The organism is Hymenobacter glacialis (genome assembly GCF_001816165.1).
Lineage (GTDB): Bacteria > Bacteroidota > Bacteroidia > Cytophagales > Hymenobacteraceae > Hymenobacter > Hymenobacter glacialis.
Genome location: NZ_MDZC01000051.1, coordinates 1 through 15,884, shown reverse-complemented (window position 1 = coordinate 15,884; position 15,884 = coordinate 1). Strand labels below are relative to the sequence as shown.

The window sequence follows — 15,884 nt, the reverse complement described above, 5'->3', positions numbered from 1 at the left end:
TCTGAGCCAGAGGCGGCTTTTTTGTGCGCATTGTGAGTGCTACTCGGCGCTCTTGCGGCTTTTCTTAGCCGGTGCGGCATCGGTGCTTTCCGAAGCCGCATCGTCGGCCTTCGGGGCTTTGCGCTTGGCTTTGGGGGCAGCTTCTTCGCTGGCGGGTGCCTCGGTTTCAGCGGCTGCCTCTGGTGCGGCAGCTTCCTGGTAGGGTACGTGCTTGCTTACGATACCAAACCAAGTAGTCAGTTTCTTAATGTCGGACAGGTACACCCGGTCACGGTCAAAGTCAGGAATTACGCTGGCCATGAAGGCAGTCAGCTCGTCATCGCTCGACTTAGAGGTAACCGGCGAGGTACCGCCGTGCTGCTGGTGAATGCGCTCAAACACTTCCGAGAGGGGCACAGTCTGGTCGGGGTCCTGCGTATAAATGGAAATTTCCGACAGCAGCGACACTTTATTGCGGGCTGGCGCCAGCGTGCGGGTAGCTTTTTCGTCAGGCTCTCAACCAGGACGCCGTGGCGCGCGGCGCGCACTAAGCGGTACAGACCGGGCATGCCGCTGATGGCGGCCAACTCTTGCAATTCGTAGGGCATCTTGTAAAAAATGAAATGGAAAATGAAGAAATAAAGAAGGAGGAATGAAAAGCCTGGGTCGCCCCAATTTTTCATTCCTCCGCCTTCATTGCGCATCCAAAAGTAAGCTATTCCCCGCCTTCGGTCGCGTTGGAGCCGGTTACGCCCAGCTTAAACACGATGGGCAAGCTGGTTAGGATAGGGTATTCGGGCTTTTTAAACTTGAGCAGGCGTACCACCCGCAGGGCTTCTTCGCCGGTGCCGCCACCCACCTGCTTCACCAGCTTGATGCCCATCATGGTGCCGTCGGGGTTGAGCGTGAAGCTCACAATGCACTGGCCTTGTATGCGGTTGCGTTTGGCCGTGAGCGGATATTTTAGCTCATTGGCAATGAAAGCATACATGGCTTCCTGGCCGCCTTCGTAGTACTCGGCAATAGGAATCACCTTGCCCGCCGCGCCCAGGCCAGTGCCCTTCTCGGCTTGGGCCGGAGCCGTTTGAGCCAACGCCGGGGCAGTACCGGCCAGCATCAAGCCGAGGGCCAGGAGAGAAATAGAGGATGTAGTAGTCATAAATTATAAGAAAGAAGGAAAGCAAGGAAATGAGATGGCCGGTGCCAGTGGTCCGTACGAGGCAATTTAGGGACCAACTTTTAGGCGTTATCCGTCTCCGGGGCCCATTGTTTGTTTATTTCAGAGATGAACGCCAGTACTTCGTCGCGGCCCAGTCCGGTTTCGGCCGAAGTTTGGAAATATCGGGGCAACTCGTCCCATATCTCGCTCATCTTCTTCAAGTAATCTGTTACCAACGCCTTCGTTTGCGAGGTGGACTGCTTGTCAGTCTTCGTGAAAATCATGACGAAGGGAATGCCTTCTTCGCCCAGTTTCTCCATAAATTCCAAGTCGGCGGCCTGCGGGGGGTGGCGCGAATCAAGTAACACGCACACACACATTAGGTTAGTGCGGTTGCGCAAGTAGTAATTTATCATCTTGGCCCATTCGGCACGCGAGGTTTTACTCACTCTCGCATACCCATAACCGGGCAAATCGACCAGATACCACTTGTCGTTGATGGAAAAATGATTGATTAGCTGGGTCTTGCCGGGGGAGGAGGACGTCTTGGCCAGCCCTTTGCGGCCCGTCAACATATTGATTAGAGAGGACTTGCCCACGTTCGAACGGCCAATAAAGGCGTATTCGGGAACAATGGGTGCTGGGCAAAGGTCGGCCCGGGAATTACTGGTCAGGAAACTGGCATCGTGAATAACCATTGAATTACGGGCAATAATAAAAGCGAGAGAAAGCGTAAAATTACGCCGGAATGAATGGCTATTTCCTTGCTGCTTCTATATTTGCGCGGCATATCTGCAAATCCGGCGGAAGATTAATGCCGTAATTGCACGCCATAGAAAAGCCGCGATTTTGCTGGAAACAGCATTTGGTGAGCAAAAACCTATCTTTGCCGACCCGTACTCCCATTTACATCTTAAGCATCCTACACTTTTAGATTTAGACGGTGGCATACGGTTACCTTCTTTGCATATGGGCATTAACGCCTAACCCTACAGCAGTTTTTCAGTATAAGCCCCCAATAAAGCCTGCTGTTCAGACCGCCTGTAGCCCCTTCCTTTCGTAATATCCCTTCAGAATTACTTTTTTTCAAATCACTCCTCCAATGGACAACTTATCCAGAAGGTTACTGCAAGCGTCGTGCGCTGTTGCCCTCACTGCCTCTATCGCCGCTCCGGCACAGGCGCAAAGCACGCGTAAGGACCTAAAGTCCGGCAACAAGTTCTTCGAGCAGGAAAACTACCGCGCTGCCCTTCCTTATTACGAGAAAGTATTGGCCAAGGACCCGAACAATGCCAAAGCGTTGATCAACGCCGGCATTTCCTACATGTCTTTCGACAAGGAAAAGGCCAGCGACTACATTTACAAGGCCCAAAAGTTGAAGCCGAAGGTTTCGAAAGACGTAGAGTATTGGCTTGGTCGCGTTGACCACCTCAACTACAACTTCGACGAGGCCGTAGTTCACTTCCAGGCTTACAACGCCACGCTGAAGAAAAACGACCAGCGCAAAGAAGAACTCGCGCAGCTCATCCAGCACAGCAAAAACGCTAAGGTCCAGTTCAACTCCCCGAAGGACATCTTCGTGAAGAACCTGGGCCCCACCATCAACACGCAGTTCTCGGAGGCCAGCCCCGTGATTTCTGCAGATGACCGGACGCTGCTTTTTACCTCGCGAGGTGAGAACGTGACCGGTGCTGCCGGCAAGCCCAGCGACAAGAAGAACAAGAGCATTGCTGCCGACGGCGAGTACTACGAAGACATCTTCGAAGCCAAGCGCATCGATGACGAAAACTGGGAGAAGCCCCGCTCGCTGAGTGCTGCTCTTAACGGCAGAGGCCACGATGCTTCGACTCAGTTGTTCGACAACGACACCAAGCTGTTGATGTATCGCAACGACAACAATGGTGACATTTTCGTGTCGGAAAAAAGCAGCACCGGTGAATGGACCGCTCCCAAGCCTTTGGGCAGCAACATCAACTCCAAGTCGTACGAGGCTGATGCATTCATTACACCCGACGGCCTGACTATCTATTTCGCAACCGGTCGCTACTCGGAAGACGGCACCCTCGACCTGTACGTATCGACTCGTTCAAATGTGAACGGTGACTTTGGCCCAGCCAAGTCAATGGGTGGTGCTATCAACACGAAGTACGACGACGATAGCCCATACCTGAGCCGAGACGGCAAAACGCTGTACTTCTCGTCGCGCGGCCACAACACCATGGGCGGCTACGACATCTTCAAGTCGGTATACAACGAGGAAACCCGTCGTTGGGGCCAGGCTGAAAACATGGGCTACCCCATCAACACGCCCGATGATGACTCCTACTACCGTTTGAGCCCCGATGGCTCGTACGCTTACCTGAGTAGCTACCGCATTGGTGGCTACGGTGAGAAGGACATCTACACCATCAACTACATCAAAAACGCCATTATCCAGGGCAAGGTGTTCTCGTCGCGCGACAGCACGACGGTGATTCCCGGCGTGGAGCTGGTGTTCACCGGTGCCCAGGCCGACAAGACGGCTCTGAGCTTCCGTGACATCACCAAGCCCGACGGCGCTTACCAGGTGGCCGTGCTTTCGGGCCGTACTTACCAGGTAGCCGTGAGCAAGGATGGTCAGAACATTGAAACGCAGGAGTTTGCCGTGCCCGTGTCGACGAATGATTCAACGACCATCACGAAGAACTTCTACGTAAACTACATCGACACCACGTCGAACAACATGCTGGCATCGAAGAATATCTACTTCGACACCGACAAGTACAAGCTGCGTCCAGAGTCGATTACTCGTCTGAACGAAATCAGCCGGATTCTGATGGCCAACTCGGGCGTCAATATTTCGATTGAAGGCCACTGCGACTCGCGCAACACCGACGAGTACAACATGGTGCTGGGCCAGAATCGTGCTGATGCAGCCTACAACTACCTCAAGAAAAAAGGTGTGTCCGCGGCTCGCATGACTACTGTGAGCTACGGTGAGCGTCGTCCGGCTGCGCCGAACGATTCGCCTGAGAACATGCAGCTCAACCGTCGTGCTGAGTTCAAAGCCCTGCTACAGGAAGGCGCTACCATGCCTAACATGGGCACTGGCATGGGCACCGGTACGGGTACTAGAACCAACACCACTGGCAGCATGGGCTCGGGTACCAACACCGCTGTCCCCCTGACTCCAGGCAAGAGCAAAGTGAAAATGGCCGACGGCACCAAGGTGAAAACCAAGGTTGACGAGGACTCGGACAAAGTGAAAGTGAAGACCAAGAGCGCTGCCGGCGATACCAAAACCAAAACCAAAAACGGTGAATTGGATGGCAAAGCCAAAGACGCTTCGGGCGAAAAAACCAAAATCAAAACCAAAAACGAGTAGTCGTTGATGATTTGTAGGTAGGGGAGCGGGCCGGGCAGTTTGTCCGGCCCGCTTTTTTTATAAGGCTTTACCGCCCGAGTCCTTCCGTTGGGGCGGGCTATTCTAACAATCTTGCCCTGTTGGGCGTTGGGGGAAGACAATTTTCTCTTTCCATTACCGTTCTTTGCGCCCGCTCATGGCTGTAGTACCCTACCAAGACAATTCCGCCGATAAGAAATCGCAGGTTGCCCAGATGTTTAACTCCATCGCGGGCAAGTACGATTTTCTTAACCATTTCCTCAGCGCGGGCACCGATATCTATTGGCGGCGTAAGGCGGTAGATGAGCTCAAGGAGCTGCGTCCGGCGCGTATCCTCGACATTGCCACCGGCACCGCCGATTTCGCCATTGAAACGCTGCGCACTGCCGCCGCCGATGCCCACGTTACGGGGGTGGATATTTCGGAAGGCATGCTGGAAGTGGGCCGGCGTAAGCTGGCCGCAAAAGGCTTGGGCCACCGCATCCAGTTGGAGCTAGGCGACTCCGAGAACCTGCCGTTTAAGGACGGCGAGTTTGACGCGGTGACTGCCTCCTTTGGCGTGCGCAATTTTGCACACCTAGAGGCTGGCCTGGCTGAAATGCGCCGCGTGCTGCGGCCGGGCGGTAAGCTCGTCATTCTAGAATTCAGCAAGCCCACGGCGTTTCCACTCAAGCAAGCCTATAATTTTTACTTCCGCCGGGTGCTGCCTGTCTTTGGCAAGTTGATATCAAAGGACAACTCCGCCTATACCTACCTGCCCGCTTCGGTGCAGGCATTCCCCGATGGCTCCGATTTCCTGGCCATACTGGCTAAAGTCGGCTTTAAAGAACCTGCATGGCAACCACTTACCTTCGGTATCAGCTCAATTTATACCGCCCACAACTAAATCGGCTTGGTCTCCTGGCTTTACTGGTTTTTTTGCTGCCTGCTGCAGCTTCGGCTCAGCGCAAGTCCAGTTCCAAAGCTACCCGGGGCAAAGGCGGCTCGGTGAAGTCCATTACGGTGAAAAACCTGCCGGCGTACGATGACCGGTGGTTTCATCCGGGCATGTATGTGGCTTTCACCGGCTCGCGGTTCCTTATTGAGCAGTCGCAGTACTACATCAATAACCAGAACGTGACGGCCAACTCTGTGATAAGCCCTACCCTCGGCGTAGGCTTTATCGGCGATGCGCGGCTGGGTGCGCCAGAGTCGCCGTTTGTGCTGCGATTGGCACCCGGCGTGAGCTTCCAGACGCGTAGCGTTGAGTTTAAGCCGCGGGGTTATCCCAACGCCGATTCCATTGTGACCCAGGAGGTGACCTCCACGGTGCTGCAATTTCCCCTGCTGGTGAAATACCAATCGGACCGCCGCCGCAACAGCCGGGTGTACCTCATTGGCGGACTTAGCCCCAACCTGACGGCCAGCAACCGGCGCAGCGACCCCCTGAAAAACCAGCTCCGGGCCCTGGACAGTGACCTGACGTTGGAATATGGCGTTGGCCTCGACTTGTTTTACCCGCTGTTTAAGCTGGCGCCCGAATTGCGTTTTTCGCATGGCCTGCGCAACTTGCTGGTGGCTGATGACAACGTGTTTAGCCGCAGCCTGCAACGCATGAGCACCAATTCGGTTACGCTTTATATCAACATCCAAAATTAGTTGTCAGCTGCTGGTTGGCAGTTGCCAGCCCCCTCCGCGTACTACCTGACGACCACAAACCGACAACTTTTTATGCGGACAGCATTCATAACCGGTGCCTCCTCGGGTATTGGGCGGGCCACGGCGGTGGCGCTTGCGGCAGCAGGATTCCAGCTGGTGGTAACGGGGCGGCGGCGCGAGCGGCTGGAGGAGCTGGCCGCCCAACTGGCGCCTACGCCGGTTCATATTTTGGTGTTTGACGTGCGCGACCGGGCGGCGGTGCAGGCGGCAGTGGCTACGCTACCTGCCGCCCTGCAGGCCCCGGATGTATTGGTGAACAACGCCGGGGGGGCACACGGACTGGCCCCTATTCAGGCGGGCGACCCTGCCGACTGGGACCAGATGCTCGACGCCAACGTGCGCGGCTTGCTGAACATTACCCACGCTTTGCTCCCCGGCATGACGGCCCGGCAAAGCGGCTTCATCCTCAATGTGGGCTCGGTAGCGGGCCAGGAAGCATACGCCAATGGCAACGTGTACTGCGCCAGTAAGGCCGCCGTGGGCATGCTGACTAAAACAATGCGTCTGGACCTGCTGCCCACAGGAGTGCGTGTAGCCGAGGTGAACCCCGGCGCGGTGGAAACCGAGTTTTCGCAGGTGCGCTTCAAGGGCGATGAGGCGCGGGCGGCCAAGGTGTACGAAGGCTTCGAGCCACTGCGGCCCGAGGACATTGCAGACATCATTGTGTTTATGGTGACCCGGCCTTCGCACGTGACCATTGCCGAAGTGCTGGTGCTGGCGGGTGCTCAGGGAGCAGCGACTACCATTGTGCGCAAATAATACGTTTGGAAACGGGCTTACCGTTGGGAGCCGGCTAGCTGCTCTAGCACGGCGCGGTTAAGCTCGTGCTTGCCGGCGAAGGTGATGAGTTGAGATATTGCGCCTAATCCGGCCAGGTACTGCTGCTGCCGGGTGGCTTGGGCAACGGAGATGTATTCATCATCGGTACCCACAACGAGGGTGGTTTTCAGGCCGGAAAGTAGCTGTTGCGCGAGGGTAGCATCAACATCCTCGGGGAAGCTGCCCGCCCATAGAATGAGGTGATGGGGCCGTATAGGCGTTCTGGTGAGCCAGCGAGTCACGGTAGCCGTGCCTTGTGAGAAACCCAGAACGGTAATGTGAATGTCTACGGGACACTCGGCCAGCACATTTTCTGCCAGCTGATTGAGAAAGCCGATGTGGTCGTCGATTTCGTGCAGACGGTCGTCGCGGGTCATCCAGCTGGCGCCCATGCGGCCGCCATTGCCCTGGAGGTAAAAGCGGGAGAGGCCCTCGGGAGCAATGATGACGGTATCGGGGTTGGCGGCTGCCAAAAAAGCAAAGTGGCGCGAGAAATACGCAGCCAACTGCCCATAGCCGTGGCACACAAACCACACCTGCCGGGTTTGGGCCGACAACTCGCCCTGTTGGTAGTACCGAGCAGTGCGCGTAACGGCGAGGTGATGTTCGGTCATGGCAATGGTGGCTGGTGCCGGGCGTTGAGGGCACAGGGGCCTTAAATCATGGGCAAGTCAACGGCCGAAAAGTTGAACGGCATGATGTCCGCCAAGGAGTTGAACCGATAGATGGTGCCCGCCCGGCTGGGCAGGAGCAGGGGGATGGGTTGGCCCTGGCGGGTTTCGTACTCCAGCATTACCTGCCGACAGGCGCCGCAGGGCAGCGCCGGGCCAAAGTTGCCGCTGCTGGGGCGGGCGGCCACTGCCATCCCCACAATGGGGGCGTGGTCGGGTTGGCTGACCGCGAGGCCAAACAGCGCGGTGCGCTCCGCGCAAAGGCCAGAGGGATAGGCCGCGTTTTCCTGATTGGTGCCCCGAAAGATGGTGCCGTCGGCCAGAAGGAGCGCGGCCCCCACATGGAATCGGGAATAGGGGGCGTAGGCTTGATTGGTGGCGTCGCGGGCGGCCTGCCAAAGGGCTTGCTCGGTGGGGAGTAAGTCGGTGGCAGTGTCCAGCTCTTCGTAGGTGATGAGCTGCTGGCGGGAAATACGGGCCATGAAATGGAAATAATGGGCGGCGAAGGTAACGACCACAGGTTAAATGGGGGCTGAATGGATTCAGTTACTTTCTTGAATCCCGCATTCCGCAAGTGGCAAACCACTTCCGCCCTACTTTTGCCGCATGACTACCCGCTTGCTGTTGCTGGGCGCGGGCCGCTCGGCCTCGTCCCTTATTCAATACCTGCTGCGCCACGCGCCCACCGAAAACTGGTTTGTGACGGTGGCCGATGCCAACGCGGCCCACTTGGTACCCGTGCTGGCCGCTCACACAGAATACGCCCGCGCGGTGCCCTTCGACCTGGAAAATGCAGCACTGCTGGAAGAGCTGGTGGGCCAGGCCGACGTGGTGATTTCTATGCTGCCAGCCGCCCTGCACCCCGTGGTGGCCCGCGTGTGCGTGCGGCACGGCCGGCACCTGGCCACGGCCAGCTACGTGAGCCCGGAAATGCGGGAGCTGCACGCGGAAGCCGTTGCCGCTGGGGTCACGCTGCTCATGGAGTGCGGCCTCGACCCCGGATTGGACCACATGTCGGCCATGCGGGCCATTGAGCACATTCGGGCCCGGGGCGGGCGCCTCACTTCGTTTAAATCGTACTGCGGGGGGCTGCTGGCTCCGGCGGCCGAAGGCGACAATCCCTGGCAATACAAATTCACCTGGAACCCGCGCAACGTGGTGCTGGCGGGTCAAAGCACTGCCAAATTCCTTGAAAACAACCTGCCGCGCTTTATTCCCTACCAGCAGCTTTTCTCCCGCACCGAAACGCTGGCCGTGCCCGGCTACGGCGAGTTCGAGGGCTACGCCAACCGCGACTCGCTGAGCTACCGCGCCCCTTACGGCCTGGAAGATATTCCAACCATTCTGCGGGGCACTCTGCGCCGGCCGGGCTACTGCGCTGCCTGGCAGGCCCTGGTGCGCCTGGGACTCACCGACGACACCGTGAGCCTGGAAAATCCCAGTGCCATGACCTGGGCTGAGCTCATCGAAGCCTACCTGCCCGCCGCTCAACTGCCGCACCTCGACCTATCGGCGCGCCTGGCTGCCTACCTTGGGCTGGACCCCACCGGCGAGGAAATGGGCCGGTTGAATTGGTTGGGCTTGTTCTCGAACCGGCCCGTGGGCCAAGCCCAGGCCACGCCCGCCCAGCTGCTGGAGCGGCTGCTCAGTGAGAAGTGGCAGCTTCAGCCCCACGACCATGACCTGATTGTGATGCAGCACCAGTTCGAGTTCGAGCTGGATGGCCAGACACGCTGGCTAACGTCGTCTTTGGCCGTGGAAGGCGACGACGCCACCCATACTGGCATGGCCAAAACCGTGGGCCTGCCCTTGGGCATGGCCGTGCGCCGGCTGGCCCGGGGCGAGGTGCCGCAGCGCGGCGTACTCATTCCAGTACACGCGTCTCTATACGAGCCCATACTGGACGAACTGGCTCGGGACTACGGCATCACATTCACGGAGGAGGAGCGATGAGCTGGAAGCTGGCACAACCGCCTTTCGGCTTGCTCAACCCACTTGTCAGAACGGCGTTAGCCCTTAAAAAGCCAGGTAGAATCCTGCCAGCAGTGCCCGGAAGGCCTCGGTGTATTCCGGCCCGGTGCCAGGGTGGATAAGCAATTCCCGTTCCTGCAACGCCACGTTGTCGCGCCCGTACTCGCTGATGTGCCGCGTGACGCGCCCGCCGGGCCGGTGCCGCACCAGCAGGCAGCTGGTGCGCGCCAACCCAGCCGCCAGGGCTGCCTGTGCAAAGCGTACCATTTCCGGTGGCGGGAGCAACACCGTCAGGCGGCCCCCTGGAGCCAGGAACCGGACGGAAAACTCCGTCAGCTCTTCAAACGAGAGCGATTCCGGACTTACGTGCCGGGCCGTATTGCGTGCCGCATCCGCGGAGGGCATGGATTCCTTGAAGAAGGGCGGGTTGCAGATAATGTGGCTGAACCGAAGGTCGGCGTCAGCTAGAGATAGCCGGGCCGTGTATTCGGCCAGGCTGCAGGCATGAACCGCAAGGCGGCTGGCCCATGTGCTGGCTGCTGCATTCGCCGCTGCCTGCGCGGCGGCGGCTTTGTCAATCTCAATAGCTACAATCTCCACAGTGGGGTGCCGTTGGGCGGCCATGAGGGCTAGCAAGCCGGTGCCGGTGCCGATATCCAGCAGGCGCGTAGCACTGGCCAGGTTGGCGGCCGCGCCCAGCAGGCAGGCGTCGGTGCTCACCTTCATGGCGCAGTTGCCCTGCTCGACGCGGAACTGCTGGAACTGGAAGTAGTCGTTGGGCACGGGCGCGGCTACAGCAGCAACGTGGCTTTGGCGGCAATGGCCTCGTAGCCTTCGTCTACCACCAGGCCTTTGCCTAAGGCGCTTTGCACAGCCAACACATCGCAGCGCTCGTTTTCGGCGTGCCCGGCGTGCCCTTTTATCCAGTGGAAGCTGACTTTGCGCTGCCGGTAGATTTTAAGAAAGCGGCGCCACAGGTCCTCGTTGGCCTTTTTGCCGAAATCCGGCTTTTTCTCCCAGCCAAACACCCACTTCTTCTCCACGGCATCCACTACGTACTTCGAATCGGAAACCACGCGGATGGGCAGCTCGGGCCGGTTCACGGCTTCGAGGCCCACAATGACGGCCAGCAGCTCCATGCGGTTGTTGGTGGTGCGCCGGAAACCCTGCGTCAATTCCTTTTCGTGGGGGCCGAAGCGTAGAATGGCTCCGTAGCCGCCGGGACCAGGGTTGCCGCGGGCCGAACCGTCGGTGAATAAATGAATCATGGGGTGAAGCTGTTAGCCATTAGTGGATAGCTTTTGTATCCAGTTTCTGTTTGTCACAGAAACTGGATATCAGCCAGTTGCTGATAAATTATCCTGGAAATTCCTTGGCAAAGAACTTTACCAGCGCCTCAAAAGCGGCATCGGGCACGGCCGGAAAATTGGCAATGCGGATGGTGGTTGCTTTAAGGGAGCCATAGCCGTTGCCCAGGTGCAAACCGGCTTCCAGGGCCTTGCGCTTGATTTCCTCCACGGTACCGGCATCGCCTTTCAGGCCAACGACGGTAGTGGAACGGGCCTCCGTGTTGCTGATGAGCGGCTGCAGGGGCGTAGCCTGCTCAAAGAAGTCGTAGAGCTTCTGGGCGCGGTCGGCCAAGTGCTGGTGCACGGTTTTGATGGGTTCGCGTTCGGCCAGCACACGGCTCAGCAGGTAGATGCCGAGCACGTTGGGGGTGTAGTTGGTCTGGAAGTTGAGTATCTGCGAGAGCATGGCCGGCAGCGCGTTGTAGTGCGCCCGGTCGTTGACGGTGCGCGCCTGGGCCACCGCGCGTGGCGATAGTATGAGCACGCCCAGGCCGGCCGGCAGGCCGAAGCATTTCTGCACCGAGGCGAACCAGATGTCGGCTTTGATGTACTTCAGGTTGAGCCCGCCCAGGCTGCTGGTGGCGTCCACGGCCAGCAGGGCGCTGCCCAGGCGGTTGTAGAGATTTAGGATAAAGCCCTCGCGGAGCTGGGTGGCGGTGCTGGTTTCGTTCTGGGTGATGCACACCAGGTCGGTGTCCTCGCCCGAGAAGGGGAGGGCGGCGATGTCGGGTAGCTCGTCGAGGCCGAAGCGGACGCCGGTGCTGGCGGGCCGCAGGGCCTGGGCGTACTTCAGCCACTTCTCCCCAAAATCCCCGTTGTAGAGGTGGAAGCTTTTGCGCGGCGTGAGGCTTTGGGCCAGTATTTCCCAGCACTCGGTGGCCGAGCTGGTGAACAGGACCGTGAAATCCTGCGGGACATTGAGCTTGGTTTTGAGGTCGGTAACGGCCTGCCGCACCAGGCTCGTCACTTTTTCGCTCCGGTGCGGCGCCGAGAGCCAGCCTTCATCGAAGGCATCGGTCAGGTACTGGCGAACGGCGGGGTACACGGCCGAGGGGCCTGGGTTGAAGGTATACATGGGGGCAAAGGTCGGAATCAGACCCGGAATCCGACGCGTTTGGGCTGCTGATTTACGAACCACTGCAAGGCCAGGCGGTAGCTTTCGAGCCCAAACCCGCTGATGCTGCCCGCGCAGTGCCGCCCAAACAGGCTTTTCTGGCGGAATTCCTCGCGGGCCGCCAGGTTGCTCAGGTGCACTTCTACCACGGGCGTGGCAATGGCGGCCACGGCATCGGCCAGGGCCACGCTGGTGTGGGTGTAGCCGCCGGCATTGAGCACAATGCCGTGGTGCGTGAACCCGATTTCGTGCAGCTTGTCGAGGATTTCGCCCTCGTGGTTGGACTGAAATGTGGTGAGCGTGAGCGCGGGAAAGGCGGCTTCCAGCTCCGGAAAAAAATCGTCGAAGGAGCGAGTGCCGTAGATGCCGGGCTCGCGGCGTCCCAGCAGGTTCAGGTTGGGGCCGTTGAGGATGAGAATGTCCATTGTGGTGCAAGAGTGAGTCCACAAAAGAACGTCATGCTGAGCGGAGCCGAAGCATCTCGCATGCCACCACTAATCCTTTTTCAACAATTGGATTACCACCACACGCGAGATGCTTCGGCTCCGCTCAGCATGACGTTCGGTTTGTTGCCGTTCTTTGAGACTAATTTAATCCTTACACGCCCAGCAACTGCCCATGACTTGGCCCCAGGCAATCAAACAATTCGACGGCTATCTGCGGCTCGAAAAGTCGCTTTCGCCAAACTCCGTGGAGGCGTACGTGCGCGACGCTACCAAGCTGCAGCAGTTCCTGGTGTTGGCGCAGGTGCACGCCGGGCCCACGCAGGTGAGCACGGCTGTGCTGCGCGACTTTCTGGCCACGCTGCAGGGATTGGGGCTGGGCGCCACGTCCCAGGCGCGCACGCTGTCGGGGCTCAAGGCGTTCTACAACTTCCTCATCATGGAAGACCTGCTGAAGCTGGACCCCACCGACACCCTGGAAGCGCCCAAAACCGGCCGCCACCTGCCCGATACCCTCAGCTACCCCGAAGTGGAGCAGCTGCTGTCCGCCATCGACCTGAGCACCGACGAAGGCCTGCGGGCGCGGGCCCTGCTGGAAGTGCTGTACTCTTCCGGCCTGCGCGTGAGCGAGCTGTGCGACCTGCGCCTCTCCAACATTTACGCCGAGCAGGGTTTTGTGAAAGTGGTGGGAAAAGGCAATAAAGAACGGCTGGTGCCCATTGGCCGGGAAGCGCTCAAGCACCTCAACTTTTACCTGAGCGGCGTGCGCGGGCACCTCGACATCAAACCCGGCGCCGAAGACGTGGTGTTTCTGAGCCAGCGGGGGCGCCCGCTCTCGCGCATCACGGTGTTCACCACCCTCAAAAAGCTGGCCGAGCAGGCGGGCCTGCGCAAAACCATCAGCCCGCACACCCTTCGGCACTCCTTCGCTACTCACCTCATTGAGGGCGGGGCCGACCTACGCGCCGTGCAGGAAATGCTGGGCCACGCCAGCATCACCACCACCGAAATCTACACGCACCTCGACCGGGATTATTTGCGGCAGGTCATCACTGAATATCATCCGCGTAGTTAGGCAGGGGAGAGGGGCGGCTACACGGCGTGCCCGTTGTGCCGGTCAGCGTTCAGCTTTTTCCCATCCGCCCCTCCCATTGCTAGTTGCCTCACATCGAAGAAGGCAAACGTGCTACCGACGGGCGGCAAAATGATTCAGCAAGCTTGGCGGAGGCGTGAAGGCGAAGTAATGGCTGAAAGTATTGGCGTAAGTTGCTGTAAAGCAACATGAAATAAGTATTGGTGAGCCATGTTTAGCCATGCACTGAGTTGTTGCATTGTGCTAAAAACCGCCGTGAAATGCTTAGATTTGGCCTTTATGCTCCTTCCGAATGGCAGATAATCGTTATAAAAACCCCTCCTCCGGCACTTCTGCCAACCGGCCCGCCGACCCCCGCCAACCCCGGCGCAACGAGCCGCGCCCCAATAGCCCGGCCCCCGAACCCGCTCCGGTACGCCCCGAGCCTCGGGCTGCTGCTACCAACGTGCCCAAAGCCGCTCGTGTGGCGCCCGCCGCTCCCAAGCAGTCCCGAGCCCCGCGTGGGCCCCTGCCGGGCGTGAGCAATGCGCTGGCGCTGCTGCGCGACCGTCGCTTTCACCTCTTCGTGGGGTTCGGCTTGCTCCTGGCCAGCCTGTACCTCACCATTGCGTTCACCTCGTACCTGTTCACGGGCCACGCCGACCAGAGCGTGGTGGCGAGCCTGAGCAGTACGCCCCTTAAGGAAGCCGGGCAGGAGTCAGGCAACTGGCTGGGCCTGTTGGGGGCCTGGGCGGCCCAGCTGTTCATTCATGAGTTGTTCGGCATTGCCTCGTTTGCCCTCATCCCCATTGTTTTTTTTCTGGGATATAAAATTGTATTCCGAACCACCAAGGGCTCCGTTAGCTACGTGATGGCGCTGGGGCTGTTCACCATGGCGTGGCTGAGCATTCTGCTGGGCTACGTGGTGGTGTCGCTGGCCATGCCCGGTGCCGACCCGGCCCTGGCGCACCGGCTCGATTTCCTGTGTGGCGGCGTGGGCTTTGAAGCCGCCTCCTGGCTCGATAGCCTCATTGGCTGGGGCACGGTGCTGCTGCTGGCTTTTGCTTTGATATCGTTCGTGGTGTTCTTCTTTAATGTCACGAGCATCAACCTGGCCAGTTTCCGCCCCCTCGGCACCGAAGCGGACCCTGAAGAAGACGCCGAGCTGGAAGCCGAGCTCGCCGCCGAGCAGGCTGCTGCCCTTGCGCCCATAGCCGTTGCCACCACGCCCTCGAAAGGCAGTCCCGTAGGGCAGGCCTCCACGGCAAGTGCCAGCGGCACGGTTTCGGCAGGCGGAGCGCAGGCTACAACGCCCAGCCTGCAGCTTGAGGAGGAAGAAGGGGAGGAGGAGTACGATTCCTCAGAACCGGAATTTGAGCCCGCGCCCCGCCTGAGCACGAACGTGCCGCTGAGTGTGGCCGCGTCTGCCGCGTCGCTGGCCCCCGTGGCTTCGGCGGTGGCAGCCGCGCCGCTGCTGGCTTCGGGGCCGGCTTTCTCCATCGAAATGCCCACGCCGGAAGCCGCGCCCAGCTTGCCGGTTTCTGCTATTCCCACGCCGCTCTCGCTGGCCGATTTGGCCGATGGCGACCTGCCAGCTGCCGCTCCGCTGGCGGCGCCGTCTCCGCTGGCTGCCGCGCCGGCGCCCCGTGCCCTCGAAATCACGGTGCCGGGCCGCGACGATTTGGACCCGAACGCGGGGGCGGCCATCGCGGCGGTGGTCGACGAGGACGCCGACGCCATGCCGCCGGGCAACTACGACCCCACCCTGGACTTGGCGCGCTTCCAGTTCCCCACCCTGGAGCTGCTCAACGACTACGGCCAGGCCAAGGCCCAGGTGACCAAGGAGGAGCTCGAGGCCAACAAGGACCGCATCGTGGAGACGCTGGGCCACTACGGCATCGCCATCGCCAGCATCAAGGCCACCATCGGGCCCACGGTCACGCTCTACGAAATCGTGCCCGAGGCCGGGGTGCGCATCTCCAAAATTAAGGCCCTCGAGGACGACATCGCTCTGAGCCTGGCCGCGCTGGGCATCCGCATCATCGCCCCCATCCCGGGCAAGGGCACCATCGGCATCGAGGTGCCCAACGCCAAGAAGGAGATGGTGAGCATCCGCTCGGTGCTGGGTTCGGAGAAGTTCGCGCGCACGGAAATGGACCTGCCCATCGCCTTCGGGCGCACCATCACCAACGAGGTGTTCGTGGCCGATTTGGCCAAGATGCCCCAC

The 15,884-nt window shown here is 59.6% G+C and carries 16 protein-coding genes; 7 read left to right on the top strand and 9 right to left on the bottom strand.

Translation table 11 applies throughout. The features are described 5' to 3' along the window. Positions 1 to 39 precede the first annotated feature (39 nt). From BEN48_RS06810 to yihA, 3 genes are all read right to left on the bottom strand, one after another. Positions 40 to 447 (bottom strand): DUF6852 domain-containing protein, encoded by a 408-nt coding sequence (locus tag BEN48_RS06810; RefSeq protein WP_241502203.1) that lies wholly within the window; start codon positions 445 to 447, stop codon positions 40 to 42. Between the two features lie 247 nt (positions 448 to 694). Continuing rightward, positions 695 to 1,138 carry an energy transducer TonB gene (locus BEN48_RS06805; RefSeq protein WP_070733855.1) on the bottom strand — a complete coding sequence of 148 codons (444 nt, stop codon included), beginning with the start codon at positions 1,136 to 1,138 and terminating at the stop codon, positions 695 to 697. 80 nt (positions 1,139 to 1,218) lie between these two features. Further along, positions 1,219 to 1,836 (bottom strand): ribosome biogenesis GTP-binding protein YihA/YsxC, encoded by a 618-nt coding sequence (gene yihA, locus BEN48_RS06800; RefSeq protein WP_070733854.1) that lies wholly within the window; start codon positions 1,834 to 1,836, stop codon positions 1,219 to 1,221. A gap of 404 nt (positions 1,837 to 2,240) precedes the next feature. Between yihA and BEN48_RS06795 the strand changes: the two genes are divergently transcribed. The 4 genes from BEN48_RS06795 (at position 2,241) to BEN48_RS06780 (ending at position 6,977) form a co-directional block, all read left to right on the top strand. After that, a complete protein-coding gene (locus tag BEN48_RS06795; protein ID WP_193408660.1) occupies positions 2,241 to 4,502 on the top strand; it encodes an OmpA family protein in 2,262 nt (753 codons plus the stop codon). A gap of 175 nt (positions 4,503 to 4,677) precedes the next feature. Further along, entirely contained in the window at positions 4,678 to 5,406 is a 729-nt protein-coding gene (ubiE, locus tag BEN48_RS06790) for a bifunctional demethylmenaquinone methyltransferase/2-methoxy-6-polyprenyl-1,4-benzoquinol methylase UbiE (protein WP_070733853.1), read from the top strand. 32 nt (positions 5,407 to 5,438) lie between these two features. Next, positions 5,439 to 6,158, top strand: coding sequence for a type IX secretion/gliding motility protein PorT/SprT (porT, locus tag BEN48_RS06785; RefSeq protein WP_070733852.1), 720 nt, complete (start codon positions 5,439 to 5,441; stop codon positions 6,156 to 6,158). A 72-nt stretch (positions 6,159 to 6,230) separates the two neighbouring features. Beyond that, positions 6,231 to 6,977 carry an SDR family NAD(P)-dependent oxidoreductase gene (locus BEN48_RS06780; RefSeq protein WP_070733851.1) on the top strand — a complete coding sequence of 249 codons (747 nt, stop codon included), beginning with the start codon at positions 6,231 to 6,233 and terminating at the stop codon, positions 6,975 to 6,977. A 17-nt stretch (positions 6,978 to 6,994) separates the two neighbouring features. Here BEN48_RS06780 and BEN48_RS06775 read toward each other — a convergent pair whose 3' ends face one another. Both BEN48_RS06775 and BEN48_RS06770 read right to left on the bottom strand, forming a co-directional pair. Continuing rightward, a complete protein-coding gene (locus tag BEN48_RS06775) occupies positions 6,995 to 7,651 on the bottom strand; it encodes an alpha/beta hydrolase (RefSeq protein ID WP_070733850.1) in 657 nt (218 codons plus the stop codon). Between the two features lie 41 nt (positions 7,652 to 7,692). Continuing rightward, positions 7,693 to 8,190: a cytidine deaminase gene (locus tag BEN48_RS06770; RefSeq protein ID WP_070733849.1), complete on the bottom strand. Its 498-nt coding sequence runs from the start codon at positions 8,188 to 8,190 to the stop codon at positions 7,693 to 7,695. A 124-nt stretch (positions 8,191 to 8,314) separates the two neighbouring features. Here BEN48_RS06770 and BEN48_RS06765 point away from each other — a divergent pair, with 124 nt between their 5' ends. Further along, the gene (locus BEN48_RS06765) at positions 8,315 to 9,661 is read left to right on the top strand and encodes a saccharopine dehydrogenase family protein (RefSeq protein ID WP_070733848.1); all 1,347 of its coding nucleotides are present in this window, start codon (positions 8,315 to 8,317) and stop codon (positions 9,659 to 9,661) included. A gap of 63 nt (positions 9,662 to 9,724) precedes the next feature. Here BEN48_RS06765 and BEN48_RS06760 read toward each other — a convergent pair whose 3' ends face one another. The 4 genes from BEN48_RS06760 to aroQ all read right to left on the bottom strand — a co-directional run bounded on the left by BEN48_RS06760 (position 9,725) and on the right by aroQ (position 12,567). Beyond that, the gene (locus BEN48_RS06760; protein WP_083320833.1) at positions 9,725 to 10,462 is read right to left on the bottom strand and encodes a tRNA1(Val) (adenine(37)-N6)-methyltransferase; all 738 of its coding nucleotides are present in this window, start codon (positions 10,460 to 10,462) and stop codon (positions 9,725 to 9,727) included. Between the two features lie 8 nt (positions 10,463 to 10,470). Then, the gene (gene rnhA, locus BEN48_RS06755; RefSeq protein ID WP_070733847.1) at positions 10,471 to 10,947 is read right to left on the bottom strand and encodes a ribonuclease HI; all 477 of its coding nucleotides are present in this window, start codon (positions 10,945 to 10,947) and stop codon (positions 10,471 to 10,473) included. An 88-nt stretch (positions 10,948 to 11,035) separates the two neighbouring features. Further along, complete coding sequence (locus BEN48_RS06750; protein ID WP_070733846.1) at positions 11,036 to 12,103, bottom strand: aminotransferase class V-fold PLP-dependent enzyme; 1,068 nt, start codon at positions 12,101 to 12,103, stop codon at positions 11,036 to 11,038. 17 nt (positions 12,104 to 12,120) lie between these two features. Beyond that, positions 12,121 to 12,567, bottom strand: a complete 447-nt coding sequence (aroQ, locus tag BEN48_RS06745) for a type II 3-dehydroquinate dehydratase (protein WP_070733845.1) — start codon at positions 12,565 to 12,567, stop codon at positions 12,121 to 12,123. 193 nt (positions 12,568 to 12,760) lie between these two features. Between aroQ and xerD the strand changes: the two genes are divergently transcribed. Together xerD and BEN48_RS06735 are read left to right on the top strand one after the other, a co-directional pair. Then, positions 12,761 to 13,660 (top strand): site-specific tyrosine recombinase XerD, encoded by a 900-nt coding sequence (xerD, locus tag BEN48_RS06740; protein WP_070733844.1) that lies wholly within the window; start codon positions 12,761 to 12,763, stop codon positions 13,658 to 13,660. A gap of 310 nt (positions 13,661 to 13,970) precedes the next feature. After that, positions 13,971 to 15,884 (top strand): DNA translocase FtsK 4TM domain-containing protein (locus BEN48_RS06735; protein WP_193408659.1); only part of this gene is annotated, 1,914 nt, incomplete at its 3' end.